11 protein-coding genes and 1 pseudogene are annotated in these 13,593 nt (G+C 62.8%); 4 read left to right on the top strand and 8 right to left on the bottom strand.

The features are described 5' to 3' along the window. From AB0N24_RS22095 to AB0N24_RS22120, 6 genes are all read right to left on the bottom strand, one after another. Window positions 1-566, bottom strand: a 566-nt coding sequence (locus AB0N24_RS22095) for an aldo/keto reductase (protein WP_364129093.1), incomplete at its 3' end; no start/stop codon positions are given. Window positions 567-826: 260 nt separating this feature from the next. Beyond that, on the bottom strand, window positions 827-2,617 hold the full coding sequence (locus AB0N24_RS22100; RefSeq protein ID WP_364129096.1) for a hypothetical protein: 1,791 nt from the start codon (window positions 2,615-2,617) through the stop codon (window positions 827-829). Window positions 2,618-2,719: 102 nt separating this feature from the next. Then, window positions 2,720-2,941 (bottom strand): hypothetical protein, encoded by a 222-nt coding sequence (locus tag AB0N24_RS22105; protein ID WP_364129099.1) that lies wholly within the window; start codon window positions 2,939-2,941, stop codon window positions 2,720-2,722. 85 nt (window positions 2,942-3,026) lie between these two features. Next, the gene (locus tag AB0N24_RS22110) at window positions 3,027-4,364 is read right to left on the bottom strand and encodes a sugar ABC transporter substrate-binding protein (RefSeq protein WP_364129102.1); all 1,338 of its coding nucleotides are present in this window, start codon (window positions 4,362-4,364) and stop codon (window positions 3,027-3,029) included. 72 nt (window positions 4,365-4,436) lie between these two features. Beyond that, window positions 4,437-5,336 carry a carbohydrate ABC transporter permease gene (locus AB0N24_RS22115; RefSeq protein WP_364129106.1) on the bottom strand — a complete coding sequence of 300 codons (900 nt, stop codon included), beginning with the start codon at window positions 5,334-5,336 and terminating at the stop codon, window positions 4,437-4,439. A gap of 12 nt (window positions 5,337-5,348) precedes the next feature. Further along, complete coding sequence (locus AB0N24_RS22120; RefSeq protein ID WP_364129277.1) at window positions 5,349-6,251, bottom strand: sugar ABC transporter permease; 903 nt, start codon at window positions 6,249-6,251, stop codon at window positions 5,349-5,351. A gap of 204 nt (window positions 6,252-6,455) precedes the next feature. On the opposite strand from AB0N24_RS22120, the gene AB0N24_RS22125 reads away from it, so the two are divergent. The 4 genes and pseudogenes from AB0N24_RS22125 to AB0N24_RS22140 form a co-directional block, all read left to right on the top strand. Then, window positions 6,456-7,688 carry a Gfo/Idh/MocA family oxidoreductase gene (locus AB0N24_RS22125; protein WP_364129109.1) on the top strand — a complete coding sequence of 411 codons (1,233 nt, stop codon included), beginning with the start codon at window positions 6,456-6,458 and terminating at the stop codon, window positions 7,686-7,688. Between the two features lie 21 nt (window positions 7,689-7,709). Beyond that, a complete protein-coding gene (locus AB0N24_RS22130; protein ID WP_364129112.1) occupies window positions 7,710-8,768 on the top strand; it encodes a LacI family DNA-binding transcriptional regulator in 1,059 nt (352 codons plus the stop codon). Between the two features lie 210 nt (window positions 8,769-8,978). After that, window positions 8,979-10,526 (top strand): glycoside hydrolase family 32 protein, encoded by a 1,548-nt coding sequence (locus AB0N24_RS22135; RefSeq protein WP_364129114.1) that lies wholly within the window; start codon window positions 8,979-8,981, stop codon window positions 10,524-10,526. Between the two features lie 13 nt (window positions 10,527-10,539). Then, window positions 10,540-10,798, top strand: a pseudogene (locus AB0N24_RS22140) (glycogen debranching N-terminal domain-containing protein); the annotation flags it as partial. A gap of 719 nt (window positions 10,799-11,517) precedes the next feature. Here the strand turns inward: AB0N24_RS22140 and AB0N24_RS22145 are convergent. After that, window positions 11,518-12,291, bottom strand: a complete 774-nt coding sequence (locus tag AB0N24_RS22145; protein WP_364129117.1) for a DUF1445 domain-containing protein — start codon at window positions 12,289-12,291, stop codon at window positions 11,518-11,520. Continuing rightward, window positions 12,288-13,589, bottom strand: a complete 1,302-nt coding sequence (locus AB0N24_RS22150; protein WP_364129120.1) for an MFS transporter — start codon at window positions 13,587-13,589, stop codon at window positions 12,288-12,290. The genes AB0N24_RS22145 and AB0N24_RS22150 overlap by 4 nt, the downstream gene beginning before the upstream one ends. Window positions 13,590-13,593: the final 4 nt, after the last annotated feature.

A 13,593-nucleotide genomic window follows, 5' to 3' on the forward strand; every position in this document is an offset into this window, starting at 1 on the left:
AACGGCGTGCCGAGTTCCTTCAGGATCCGGGCCGCCTCGATGGTCTGTTCCGGAGTGTAGGAGGAGATACCCGCGTACAGCGCCTTGCCCGAACGCACGGCGTAGTCCAGCGCCCCCATGGTTTCCTCCATGGGCGTCTCGGGGTCCGGCCGGTGGCTGTAGAAGATGTCCACGTAATCCAGGCCCATGCGCTGCAGGGACTGGTCCAGGCTGGAGATCAGGGATTTGCGGGAGCCCCATTCGCCGTACGGGCCGGGCCACATGTAGTAGCCGGCTTTCGTGGAGATGACGAGTTCATCCCGGTAGGGGGCGAAGTCGTCCTGCAGGTGGCGGCCGAAGTTGGTTTCGGCCGAGCCGTCCGGCGGGCCGTAGTTGTTGGCCAGGTCGAAGTGGGTGATGCCCAGGTCGAAGGCTCGGCGGAGGATGGCGCGCTGCTCATCAAACCGCTTGTCGTCGCCGAAGTTATGCCACAGGCCAAGGGAGATGGCGGGAAGTTTCATGCCGCTGCGTCCGACGCGGCGGTAGGGCATGGATTCATAGCGGGTGTTCGCAGCCGAATAGGTCATTGGTGCCTTTCTGCCTGCCGCTGGGAGAAGCGGGCCGGCGCACGGGTGAGGGAAGTTTGAAGGCAGGAATGAACCGGCCGGAAAGGGTCAACCCAGGAGGTCAGCATGTACGTGAGGGCCGCAACAAAGCCAGGGCGCACTGACTCCTTGGTGCAGGCGGCGCTCAGATGCTTCGAGCGAAGCCCAAGCTGCTGTGTTTCGCGGCGGGTGTGCAGCCTCCCGCCATCCGACGCTGCACACCCCCGCTTTTTTTCCGTACGCTATTTAGACTCGACGGTTAGCGTGGCCCGGTAGGCTGCCCAGTGCTGCGCTGTGGCGTGCAGGGACGAGGGCGGGATGGGTTGTTCGCTGGGGTCGGGTACATCGAGGCGGTCGGTGTAGTAGAGGCTGGGAACCCCGAGACCGGCTTGTGCCGAGGTCCAGCTCTGGTAGGCGGCTTGGCTGGGCAGGGCCCACCCGTCGGTATCGATCAGCAGTTCCGGGCATGCAGATGTGGCGACCCGGGCGCGGTGGGTCATGGTGTCGACAACGCCGGTGCCGGGGGTGGTGTTGGGTGGTTCGGTGTGGCCGCCTGGCTGGTCGAGCATGAGTACGTCGTTGAGGCGGAGCATGTCTGTCACGTCGCGGAAGCCGGGGTCTGGTGTGTGGGTGACCACGAGGGCGTCGGGGTTGATTTCCTTGATGGCCTGGTACAGGACTGCGAGCAGTTCGTGGAGCAGGTCGATTCCCCATGACGGCCCGGCATGGGTGAGGGCTGAGCCTGCGGGGGTGGAGGCGGTGAAGTCTATTTTGATCCCGTCGGCACCGAGCTCGCCGATCATGGACCGTGCTGCTTGCCGGATCAGTTTGCGCCCGGCCGGTGATTCGGGGTCGAGGGCGACCGGCTGACCGGTGTGGTCACGGACGCAGGCTTCCGGTGGTGCGCCCTCGGTGTCCCAGGCCTTGTACCAGAGCAGGACCCGCTGGCCGGCGTCATGCCGTTCCCGGATCCACCCGGCCATGTCCGGCCATTTTTCGGTGTCGGGCCGGCAGGTGGCATAGTCCTGCTGCCATTTGTCGTCGATGACGATGGTTCCGGGCACGATTCCGTGCGTGGTGAGCGTGTTGAGATAGCCGTCGTAGTCTGCCTGTCGTGCCCGGTCGACTGCTGGGCGCTGACCGCCGATGGAGGCCAGTGCGTCGGCGTTTTGGGCGCCCCAGCCGCAGAACATCGGTTCGAGCCACGCTGGTGAGGGCGGGGCCTGGGTGCGGGCGGGCAGCAGACCTCGTGCGTCGAGCAGCTCGCGGTAGCGTTTGAGCCCGTCGTAGGGGTTATCGGCGAGGAACAGCAGGAGTGTGGGTGTGCTGAAGTGGCCCTCGACTGAAGTGTGTCCGTCGTAGTCGTAACGGAGGGAAAAGCCCGGGGTGAGGGCGTCGTACGTGAACTGGGTGAAGGGGCGCCGCTTGGCTGCGACACCGATCATCAGGCAGGGCCCGCCAGACGCCGGCGAGGCGTCGGGGTCGTTGGGGGAGAGGGCCAGGCACAGTGGGGGTGGGGTGAAGAGCCATCTTCCGACGCCGGGCTGACCACCGTCTCCCACTACGCCCAGGGCTGCGGATTCCCCCGCCGGGCGGAGGACCTGCCATGGCCGGTCCGGGTTGGGGGAGAAAACGGTACTGTGCAGCAGGTCACTGGGAAGCAGGCCGGAGCCGGCCACGTGGGCGCCGAGCTGGCGGATGGATGTGATGCGGCCTGTGCCCTGGACGGTGGTGGTCAGTTCGAGGGCGTCGACGCCGGCGCGCAGCTGGGTGTGGTGGTGCTGCCACAGTGAGCTCATCGCGGTGATTCCGATCTGGGTGAGGTTCCCGTCGGGGGCGTTGACGTTGACGTCTGTGACACGGATTTCGTCAGTGCCGGCGGTCGTGTTGATGCTGGCAAGCAGGCGAAGGCGCGCCAGGGATGCGCCGTCGGGGGTGGCCAGGGTGAGGACCTGACGCGCAGGGTCGATCGAGATCTCCATCCCGGCGGCCAGGAAGGGACGTGTGCTGTTCGCATGCAGGTCCAGGGTCAAGGGGTTCTCCGTGGGTTGAGTTGGGGTTTCCGGCGGCGTTTCATCCCGTGGGATGGGTGATTTCTGGTCATGGTTTCCAGGAGGGGCTGTTCCCGTTGCGGGTTACCAGTCCTGCCTTTCCTGGATGGTTCCGTACGGGATATCGGGGTGGAGCTGGACGGTGAAGTCCCGGGCGGAGTGCCGGGCAACGAGGATCCCTTTGCAGCCGCAGTGCTGGGCCCGTCCGGCGAGGATGTTCACTGCTTTGTCCAGTTGGTCCTCTAATTGGCGGCGGTCCTTGACGCGAACGTGGAGGAGGTCTTCATGTGATGCATTTGTGTACATGGTGGTCCTGTAGGGGTGGATCGTTGTCGCGCGGGTGGAAGGGGCGGAACCGAAAAGGTCCGCCCCTCCCACCGGCGTCGGATGGTTACTTGAAGAGGGCGTTGACCTTTTCGTTGATCTCGGTCAGGCTGCTGGCGTCCTTCTTGCCCGACAGCACAGCGTCCATTGCCGGCGCCATGAGGCCATCGACCTTTGTCGCGTTTTCGGTGATGGTGAAGAGGAAGGTCGTGCCGTCCTTGACGTGGGTGGTGAAGGCGTTGACGTTGACGCCCTTGGCTTCGAAGGCCGCGGCGGCCTTTTCGGAGGAGCTCTTGATGGCGGGGAAAACTACGCCCTTGGAGGCTACGACGTCCTGGCAGTCGGAGGAGGCGAGGTATTCGACCCACTTGACGGAAGCAGCCGGGTTCTTGGTGCCGGCCCAGATCGAGTCGGCCAGGCCGTTGAACATGGACGCGCGCTTGCCGTTGGGTCCCTTGGGTGTCGGGGCAATGCCGGCTTTGATGCCCTTGTAGCTGGTGTACTGGCCGATCATCCAGGAGCCGTTGACGTTGATGGCTGCCTTCCCGGCCCCGAAGACGTCTGACATGCTGGCGCCGACGGTGGTTTCAAGCTTGGGCATGTAGCCCTTGTCGACCAGGCCGGCCCACCAGGCGATGGTTTCCTGGAACTTGGGGTCGTCGTAGTTGAACTTGGTACCCCAGGGGTTTTTGTCGGTGTGGGTCCAGCCGGTGGTGCCGGTGAGGTAGCTCCATTCGGCCTGGCCCTGGCCGGAGCCCGCGCCGGCGAGGCCCATGCCGTAGACGGCGACATTGTTCTTATCGAAGCCGGCTTCGTCGCCGCGTTTGCCGTTCTTGTCCACGGTGAGGTGGGCGATGGCCTTTTCGTAGCTGCCGCCGTCTTTCGGGTTCCAGTCCAGGTTGGCCATCTGCTCGGCGGTGAGCCCGGCGGCGTCGGTCATGGCCGTGTTGTAGAACAGGCCTACGGTGTCCCAGTCCTTGGGCAGGCCGTAGCGCTTGCCGTCCTGGCCTAGCCAAAGGTCGGCGAGGCCCTCGTTGTAGATGTCCACGTCGATCTTGTCGTTCTTGACGGCGTCGTCGAGGGCGAGCAGCTGCTTCTGCGCAGCGATTTCGGGGTACTTGGTGAGGTGGTTCGTGAAGACGTCCGGGGCGTTTCCGGCGACGAATCCGTTGGTCAGGGTGGTCCAGTAGTCGCCATAGCCGCGCTGGGTGATCTTGACTTTGATGTCGGGGTTGGCTTTGTGGAAGTCTTCCGCGCACTGTTTGTACGCGGGGAGCTGGTTGGCGTCCCAGAGCCAGTAGTTGATTTCGCCCTTGGCCTCACTGGCGGTGGATCCGCCGCTGCAGGCGGAGAGGGAAATGGCGATGGCCGCGGCGGCAGCAACGGCGCCTAGGGTTTTCTTCATGATTGACCTTTCGAGGAGGGCTGAGCTTGCCCGGGTGAGGTGTGTGAGGGGAGAAGCGGTTGAGTCTGCGGCTTATTTGATGCCGGAGAAGCCGATGGAGTTGACCACCTTCTTGCCGAAGGCGATGAACAGGATGAGGACCGGCAGTGCGGCAACGATGGTGGCTGCCATCAGGCCGGACCAGTCCGGGGCGCCCTGGGGGGACTGTGATTTGAAGACACCCAGGCCCACGGTGAGGACCCGGGAGTTCTCATCATTGGCGACCAGCAGTGGCCAGAAGTACTCGTTCCATTGCCCCACGAACGTCAGCAGCGTGAGGGTGGCCAGCGGGGCGGCTGCATTCGGAAGCACGATCTGGAAGAAGATGCGCCAGTGCTTGGCGCCGTCGAGCATTGCTGCTTCCTCCACTTCGCGGGACATGCTGAGGAAGAACTGGCGCAGGAAGAAGATGGCGAAAATGGACATGAACAGGAACGGCAGCGTTAGGCCGGCGAACGTGTTCAGCAGGCCCAAATTCTTGATGAGGAGGAAGTTGGGCAGAGCGGTGAAGATACCCGGAATCATCATGGTGGCCAGGAACAGGGCGAAGACTTTGTCCCGTCCTGGCCAGCGGAGCCGGGCGAAGGCGTAGGCGGCCAGGGCACTGAAGAAGACCTGGGACGCTGTTGTTACGGTGGAAAAGAGGATCGAGTTGCGCAGGTACACCCAGAAGTCGATGGCTGCGCCGGAACCGCCTTCGGCGAGGGCTTCCTCGGTGGACTGCATTCCAAAGACACGCTTGAACGCGCCCCAGGAGAAGTCTGCCGGCAGGAGGTTCGTGGAGTTGGAGGCCAGCGATCCATTGGTGGAGAACGCAGTACGAATCATCCAGAGGAACGGGAGGATGGTGGCGATGAGTGCAAGGACGACTAGCGCCCAGGCACCGATACGGCGCCAGTTGGTTGGTTTGCGGGTAAGGGTTTGGGTAGTCATGGCTGGGATTCCTTAGTCCAGATCCGATTCATTGCCCTTGAGGAACTTCATCTGGATGAAGGCCACCAGGGCGAGGATCACGAAGAGAACGACGGACAGGGCCGAGGCGTAGCCGAAGTCCGATTCGGCGAAGGCCTTTTGGTAGATGTACATCTGGATGACGCGGGTGGCGTTGACCGGGCCACCCTGGGTGGTGATCGCGACGGTATCGAAGACCTGGAAGGAGCCGATGACGCTGACTACCAGGACCAGTGCCAGGACCGGGCGCAGCAGCGGCAGGGTGATGCTCCAGAACGTCCTCGTTGGCGACGCGCCGTCCAGGGAAGCCACTTCGTAGACATGGTGGGGGATGGCCTGGAGGCCGGCGAAGATCAGCAGGGCTGTGTAGCCCATGTGCTTCCAGACGTTGACGAAGGCGATAGTTGGGATTGCCCACTGTTCGCTGCCGAAGAAGGCGACGCGGGGAAGCCCCATCCAGCTGATGACCTCGTTGACGATGCCCAGCTGGTAGTCCAGCATCCAGAACCAGAGCAGGGCCACGACCACATTCGCGACAAAGAACGGCAGCAGCAGCGCGCCGCGGACAAAGGTTGATTTCGCCACACCGTGCATCAACAGCGCCAGGCCCAAGGCGATGGCGAACTGCAGGACCATGTTGAGACCCACGTACTGGAGGGTCACGGCCATCCCGTTCCAGAAGAGCTCATCCTTGAAGATCGCCGTGTAGTTGTCGACGCCGATCCATTCGGGCTCGCCGAGGATGCTGTACTCGGTGAAGCTCAGGTAGACGCCGCGGACGGTAGGGACCAAGCAAAAGGCCACGAGCCCGATCAATGCCGGGAGGATGAACAGCAGCGCGACTTTCAGGTCGCCAAGGCGGCGGACCAGGCTCTGCTTGGGAGCTTTACCGGCCATGGGCCGCGGGGCCGGAACGGCTTTGCCCCGATGTTTGGTAATGGTGGTCATCTTTGATCCCTCTCCTGTGAGGTAGGTAACAACTGATCAGTACTCTACGCGCGTTGCAGGAACTAATGCAATCAATTTCCCCTAAATCAAAGGTTTATCGGGTCAACTTGAAGAAGTGTTGACGCGCGTAGATTTTTGCGGCATGCTTTTTCCATGACTTCTTCAATTGGAATCGTTGGTGCCGGACAGTTCGCAGGCGTATTCGCCAAACTCTTCGCCGCCCACCCCGGAATCTCAGACATCTACTTCACCGACCTCATCACTGAGCGTGCAGAGGAACAAAGCGGCATCCTCGGCGCGACAGGGACCTTCGACAGCTTTGAGGCAATGCTTGAAAGCGACGTCGACGCCGTAGCAATCTTCACCCAGCGCTGGACCCACGGACCCCTGGTGGTGCAGGCGCTGCGCGCCGGCAAACACGTCTACTCCGCCGTCCCCATGGCGATCTCCGAAGCGGAGATCGCAGCAATCATCGAAGCGGTCCGGGAGACCGGCCTGACGTACATGATGGGTGAGACAAGCTACTACAACCCGGCAACCGTGTTTGCCCGCAAGAAGAATGCCGAGGGCGCCTTCGGCCGGATCTTCTACGCCGAGGGCGACTACGTCCACGACATGGACCTCGGCTTCTACGACGCCTACCAGTACAGCGGCGGAGAAAACTGGAAGCGCACCGCCAGCTACCCGCCCATGCTCTACCCCACCCATTCCGTGGGCGGTGTCCTCGGAGCGACCGGCTCCCACGCCGTGAGCGTGAGCTGCGTCGGCGTTAAGGATCAGCGTCAGGACGGCGTCTTCGACAAGGACGTCAGCATGTTCGAAAACGACTTCTCCAACGCCACCGCACTCTTCGAAATGAACGACGGCGGCGCCATGCGGATCAACGAGATGCGCCGCGTCGGCTACCCGTCCCACATCCGCGAATCCCGGTTCCGCTACTTCGGCACCGAGGCAAGCATGGAGCAGCTGGCCCTTGTCAGCGTCTGGCAGGACAAGCACACTGTGACAGACATAAGTGGTGACCTTGAGACTCAGGCCACCATGGACATGGATGACCCCATGCTGGCCAATGTCGCTCCTGCCTTGCGTGATGCCTTTGTTTCCGGCATGGCGTCAGTGCACGACACCGGTCGCCTGCCGGCGGAGTTCCTCGGACTGCCCAACGGGCACGAGGGCAGCCACCACTTCCTCGTGGACGACTTCGTTACCGCCATCAACACCGGCACCCTGCCTCCGGTCAACGCCTGGGAAGCGGCCCGCTACACGCTTCCCGGCATCGTTGCCCACCAGTCCGCCCTGCGCGGGGGCGAACGCCTGCCAGTGCCCGACTTCGGCGACGCCCCCGCAGAGCTGCCCCGCCCGGCACTCCGCGAGGCCGTCAAGTAAAACGCCGCTAGCATGGTTGCCATGCCGCACCCAACCTCACAAGCCAAGCCAACCACCCGCGACGACGTCGCCCGGCTGGCAGGGGTCAGCCCCGCCGTCGTTAGCTACGTGGTCAACGGCGGGCCCAGGGCCGTTTCCCCGGCGAACGAGGCCAAGGTGCGGCAGGCAATCAGGGCGCTGGGCTACCGGCCCAACGCGGCAGCCCGGGCACTTGCCCTGGGCTCCAGCGAGATGCTCGCCATGATCGTCTCCGATGCCATGAACCCGTTCTTCGCCTTGCTCGCCCGCGCCGTCGAAAACGCCGCGGCCGAGCGGGGCTACACCCTCCTGCTGGCGGACTCCCAGGCCTCGCTCCGCACCGAGCGCCGCCTCATCAAGAACTTCGCCGCCCGGAGGGTGGACGGGCTGTTCCTCTGCAGCATGCTGTTCGAGCCGGATCTGATGGACCTTGAACAGGCAGACATCCCCGCCGTGCTCCTGAACCACAGCACCGACCTCGCTACCGCAGGCAGTCCCGCCGTCATGAAACACGGCGCGGGAGGCCACGGTTCCAACTCCGTTGGAGTGGCCTTCCAGGACGGGGCACGCATGGCGGTCGAGCACCTCATTAGCCACGGCCACGAACGCATCGGGCTGGTCATGGGCGGCAATGCCGGCGGTGACCTTGACGCACGCGAGGTCGGATGGCATCAGGGGATCCACGATGCCGGCCTCACGGCGGGTCCCATCGTCAGGACACCGTTCACCCGCGAGGGCGGGTACCGTGCCGGACAGGAGCTGCTGGCCCGCAGCGAACGGCCCACCGCCGTCTTCGTCAGCTCCGACCAGCAGGCTGTGGGTCTGCTCTGCGCCTTCCACGAGGGCGGCCTGCGGGTGCCGGAGGACCTCGCGGTGTTCGCCTTCGACGGCTCACCCGAATCCGAATACACCTGGCCCCGGCTCAGCACAGTCGCCCAACCCGTTAAAGACTTGGCACAGACCGCCTTGGAGGCCCTCCTGGCCCCCAGGCCCGGAGGGGAAACGCAGACGAAAATCTTCCCCACCGAGCTGGTACTGCGCGCTTCCTGCGGCTGCCACTGACACGAACACAGCCTCTCCGGCTGCGCTATGGCGATCATCTGCCGGTGCAGGGCCGGCATCCCCTAAGGCTGGGAGAACCCGCTCTTCGGGCCCGACGTTTGTCCTCAACCGGCGATCGCGTTTCCTTGCTGCCCGGAAGTCACTCCGGCAACCGCCGCAGCTGCCACCTACCCCGGCGACCCACCGACTACCCCTAAGGCACCCAACGTCATGACTGCCATTCCCGTCCCAGAGGATGACATCTTCAGGCCCGCCATCCATTACACGGCCCAAAACACCTGGCTGAACGACCCGAACGGACTCGTCTACCACGAGGGCATCTACCACCTCTATTACCAGAACAACCCCTTCGGGAACGTCTGGGGCAACATGTCCTGGGGCCACGCTACCTCGGCGGACCTGATCAGCTGGGACGAGCAGCCCGTGGCCATCCTCTGCGACGCCGAAGAGGACATCTACTCGGGCAGCATCGTCATTGACCAGTACAACACCAGCGGCCTCGGCAACGGGGACACCGCCCCGCTGGTGGCAATTTACACGAGCGCCTACAAGGACAGCTCAGCCCGCCGGGGCACACAGGCCCAGTCCCTGGCCTGGAGCTCCGACGGCGGCTACACCTGGACGAAGTACCAGGGCAACCCCGTTCTTGACAGGAACTCCGCAGACTTCCGCGATCCGAAGGTGTTCCGCTACAACGGCCCCTCGGGCAGCTGTTGGGTCATGGTGGCTGTCGAAGCCGAGGAACACAAAGTGGTCATCTATAGCTCCTATAACCTTCGGGACTGGCACTACCTCAGCAGCTTCGGACCCGCCAACGCCACCGGCGGCGTCTGGGAATGCCCTGACCTTTTCCCCTTGCCACTGGACGGCGACGAAGAGCAGACCAAGTGGATTCTCACCGTGAATCTCAACCCCGGAGGGCCCAATAGCGGGTCAGGCGGCCAATACTTTGTCGGCCACTTCGACGGCGTGACCTTCACCTCCGAAACAACCGTCACCGACGGCAGCAGCCAAACGGCCGAGCTCGACGCCTACCACTGGCTCGATTGGGGACGTGACTACTACGCGGCTGTGTCTTTCAACAACGCACCCGACGGGCGCCGTCTCATGGTCGGTTGGATGAACAACTGGCAATACGGCGCCGCCATCCCGACCTGGCCATGGCGCAGTTCCATGTCACTCGTACGCGAAATCTCCCTTGTCACACACCAGGGCCAGCCCCGCCTGTCCCAACGGGTCGCCGACGAATATCGAACCGGCAACTCACTGTCTGTGAACAGCTGGGCAGATCTTGCTATAGATGAAGAAATACGCCACCTGGACGCGGGAGCACCGGTAGAGATAATCGAGGTAACCTTCATCCCGGAATCCGCAGAGGAATTCGGACTCATCATTCGAGGCAAGGGCACCGACGGCACACGCATCGGCATCCGCCCCTCCGAGAATCGGCTCATCATGGACCGGACCCGCTCCGGCAATACGGAATTCCATGACGCCTTTGCATCCACTGATACGGCCCCACTAAAACCGGCCTCCGACGGGTCATACACCCTCACCCTCTTCATCGACCACTGCTCAGTGGAAGTTTTCGCCCAAGACGGCCAGGTCACCATGACAGGCCTTATATTTCCGGGGCCGGACAGCACCCGTCTGTCGCTTTATGCCGAAGGGGGAACCGCCACCGCCCCCAGCCTGAAAGTGACGCGACTCGCGGAGCCACCAATGCGAATCGAAGAGTCATTGGTCCTGAGTCGGTAGCGATTGATCGGACATGGCGGGATGGAATGCCGAAACAGCGGCGGGGCCGCTGGGGACCGGGGTGGTCGCGTTAGTGGAGGGGCCATCCTTATGTATCTCCTCGCCGAACGGAGACATCCAGCCAAGCCACCCTCATGGGGTCTTTGTTCAGGACCGAGATCCTGTCCAGCTGGGGCCTGACTATCAACGGCGAATCCCTGGAGCCACTGGCAGCAGAGGCGAAGGAGCCCTACCGGGCGCTTTTTGTCGGCCGCGTTCCCCGCTCGGACGGCTAAGCAGACAGCCCACTAATCGTTGAGCGCCTGCGGGAACCGCGACCATGTCATTGCGGCTCACTTCTGGCCAGGGCTTTTGCCTGGCTGGCAGCAGGTCAGTGTCATCCATAGTTTCCTTTCGAACACAGTTTCTTCGTTACGGACGACTACTGTCGCCGGCGCGGTTCTTGGGGCTTCGGCCCTAGCCTCAAAGTGACGAGCAGCAATGCCACGGAGCCCACCGCTGCAGTGAACCACGTGAGCCCGTGCGGGGCAGACGCGAGTTCAAGGCCTAACAGGCTGGCTGCCGTCAGTCCTCCAAGAAGTGCTCCGGTGACGCAAGTACTAATCGCTTCCGGCACGGTGGTGAGGCGACGCAGGCTGGGGACGCTCAACAGCGTCACAGAAACGGCGACTCCGACCGCTGTAAAATTCAGGACTGCGTTCATTTGTCTCACCGTTCTTGTGGTCTGTTGGGGGCCGATTTCCTCGGCCCCCAACGGCGTTTAGGTGTTTACAGCATGATGTTCCTCGCATTGGAAGGTCCAGATGCAAGGCCCGCTATCGAGTCCCGGGAAAATGGCACCCTGGGGTATGAGCCGGACGTCGCCGCGGGAATCCTTCCAGAGCCCGGTAGCAGGGCAATGCGACCCTGTCCGATGCGTCATGACTGACCCGGGCGAGGGACTCACTATTTTCTTTCTTGTTATTTGGCTGATTCTCTCCATGATGTGTGTTCAGAGGCGCGCGACGGGCTTGTTGTCGAGCACCATCATGTGTCCTGGGTAGTGGGTGATGAGAGTGTGCATTCTAAGATCCGGCAGGACGAGCTGGGGTGTCACTCCGCAGGCCCAGAACATGGGGACCTCTCCTTCCAGGACGTTGGGCTTCGGACCGAAGTCCGGCGAGCGGAGATCGCGGATGCCTAGCCCTCCGGGATCGCCGATATGAACCGGCGCCCCATGTCCGGTGGGGTAACGGGACGTCACCTGAACGACACCCGCGACTTCGCCTGCCGGGAAGGAACGCATGCTGACCGCGAGTCGGCCAGCGATCTTGCCGGCCGGCACGACATTCCTGTTGGTGATGTAGACGGGCGGGGCCGGAGAACCAGGGTTCTCATGCATCGTGAATCCTGCTTCCGCCACAGGTCCTTCGAACGTATGTGAGCAACCCAAGAGGAATCCGACAAGGTCATCCGTCCAATAAGCGTTGACATCAAGCGGCTCGGCAACCAACTCCCCGTCTTGCCAAACCCGATAGCGCGGGATGTCTGTCCGTACATCGGCGGCTCCTGAATCAAGCTGCACCAGGGGAACGCCTGGTTCAGAGACGTCGATTACCGGACAGACCTGGGGGTTGCGGATGCAGAAGAGGAGGAAGTCGAAGGCGTTCTCCTGCGGCAGTGCCACGAAATTGGCTTGCTGGTAGCCGCCAAGCACACCGGCAGTAGGTGATGTCCAGTTCCCGGTGCGAATTTCGGCTCGAAGCTGTGCCGGTGTGCTGATCACTGCTCGAGTTCTTCCTTGGAGGTTTCGCGCATCCGCAGAAGGGTGACAAGGGCGACGAGGCAGGCACCGATGAGGATAAACCCGGGAGCGAGCAGGTTGCCTGTTGAAGCGATGAGCGACGTCGCCAGGAGCGGTGTCAGGCCTCCGCCGAGGATGGTGCCGATATTGAAGCTGAGCGAGATTCCGGTGTAGCGGACGTGCGTGGGGAATTGTTCAGTGTATGTCGGGTACCCCACCGACTGGACGATGGGCATGGGAAGGGCCAGTACGACCATCGCGGCGATAGCCAGCGGGATGTTCCCGAGACCCATGAGGAGCATCATGGGGACAACCAGCACCAAGTAGCCGACGAATCCGATTGTCAAAACTTTGCGGCGGCCGATCCTGTCGGAGAGCCCGCCCCACAGGGGCATCATGACTGCCACTGCAATCCCGATGGCGGCCATGGTCCAGTAAACGGTCGTGCGGTCCATTTTCAGGTATTGGGTCATGTAGATGTTCATGAAGATGAACCCGACCCAGTAGCCCACGTTCTGGCCGAAGGAGATGAAGATGACCCGAAGAACGTTTCTCCAGTATTTGGTGACGACGGTCTTCAGCGGTGCCTTCGGGAGTTCGTTCTTTTCCTGAAGCTCTTCAAAAGCGTGCGCCTCGGAGATTTTCCGACGGATAAGGATTGAGAGGATAACCAGCGGAATGGACATCAGGAAGGGGATGCGCCAGCCGAACTCGCTCATTTGCGCACCGGTCAGAGTGCCGGAGCAGACACCGGCAACGGTGGCAGCTGCTGCCCCGCCGATCGCGACGCCCATGGGGGTGAATCCACCCCAAAATCCCCGGCGCCCGTTGGGCGCTGATTCCGCGACGTAGGTGGCGGCCCCCGTAACTTCGCCGCCGGCGAAGAATCCTTGGAAAAGCCGGACCACAAGAAGCAGGACGGGTGACCATAGGCCGACGGTCTCATGTGTGGGCAGCAGCCCGGTCGAGGCCGTCGCCGTGCCCATGCCGATGACAGTGACTAGCAGAACGATACGGCGACCGAACAGGTCACCCAGACGTCCTAGGATGATTCCGCCCAGGGGGCGGATGAGGAAGGCGCTGCCAAAGACGGCTAGGGTGGACAGCAGCGCTGTTGCCGGTTCGGCGCTGGGGAAGAACAACGGGCTGATCACGACGGCAAGGTAGCCGTAGACGCCGAATTCGTAGTATTCGATGGCGGTGCCCACCATCGCGGCGATGGCGGCTCGTCTGGGGGTGTTTTTCACCCTGTGAGCTGATTTGCTGGTAATGGTACTCATGGAA

It is taken from the genome of Arthrobacter sp. NPDC093128 (genome assembly GCF_040683875.1).
GTDB lineage: Bacteria > Actinomycetota > Actinomycetes > Actinomycetales > Micrococcaceae > Arthrobacter.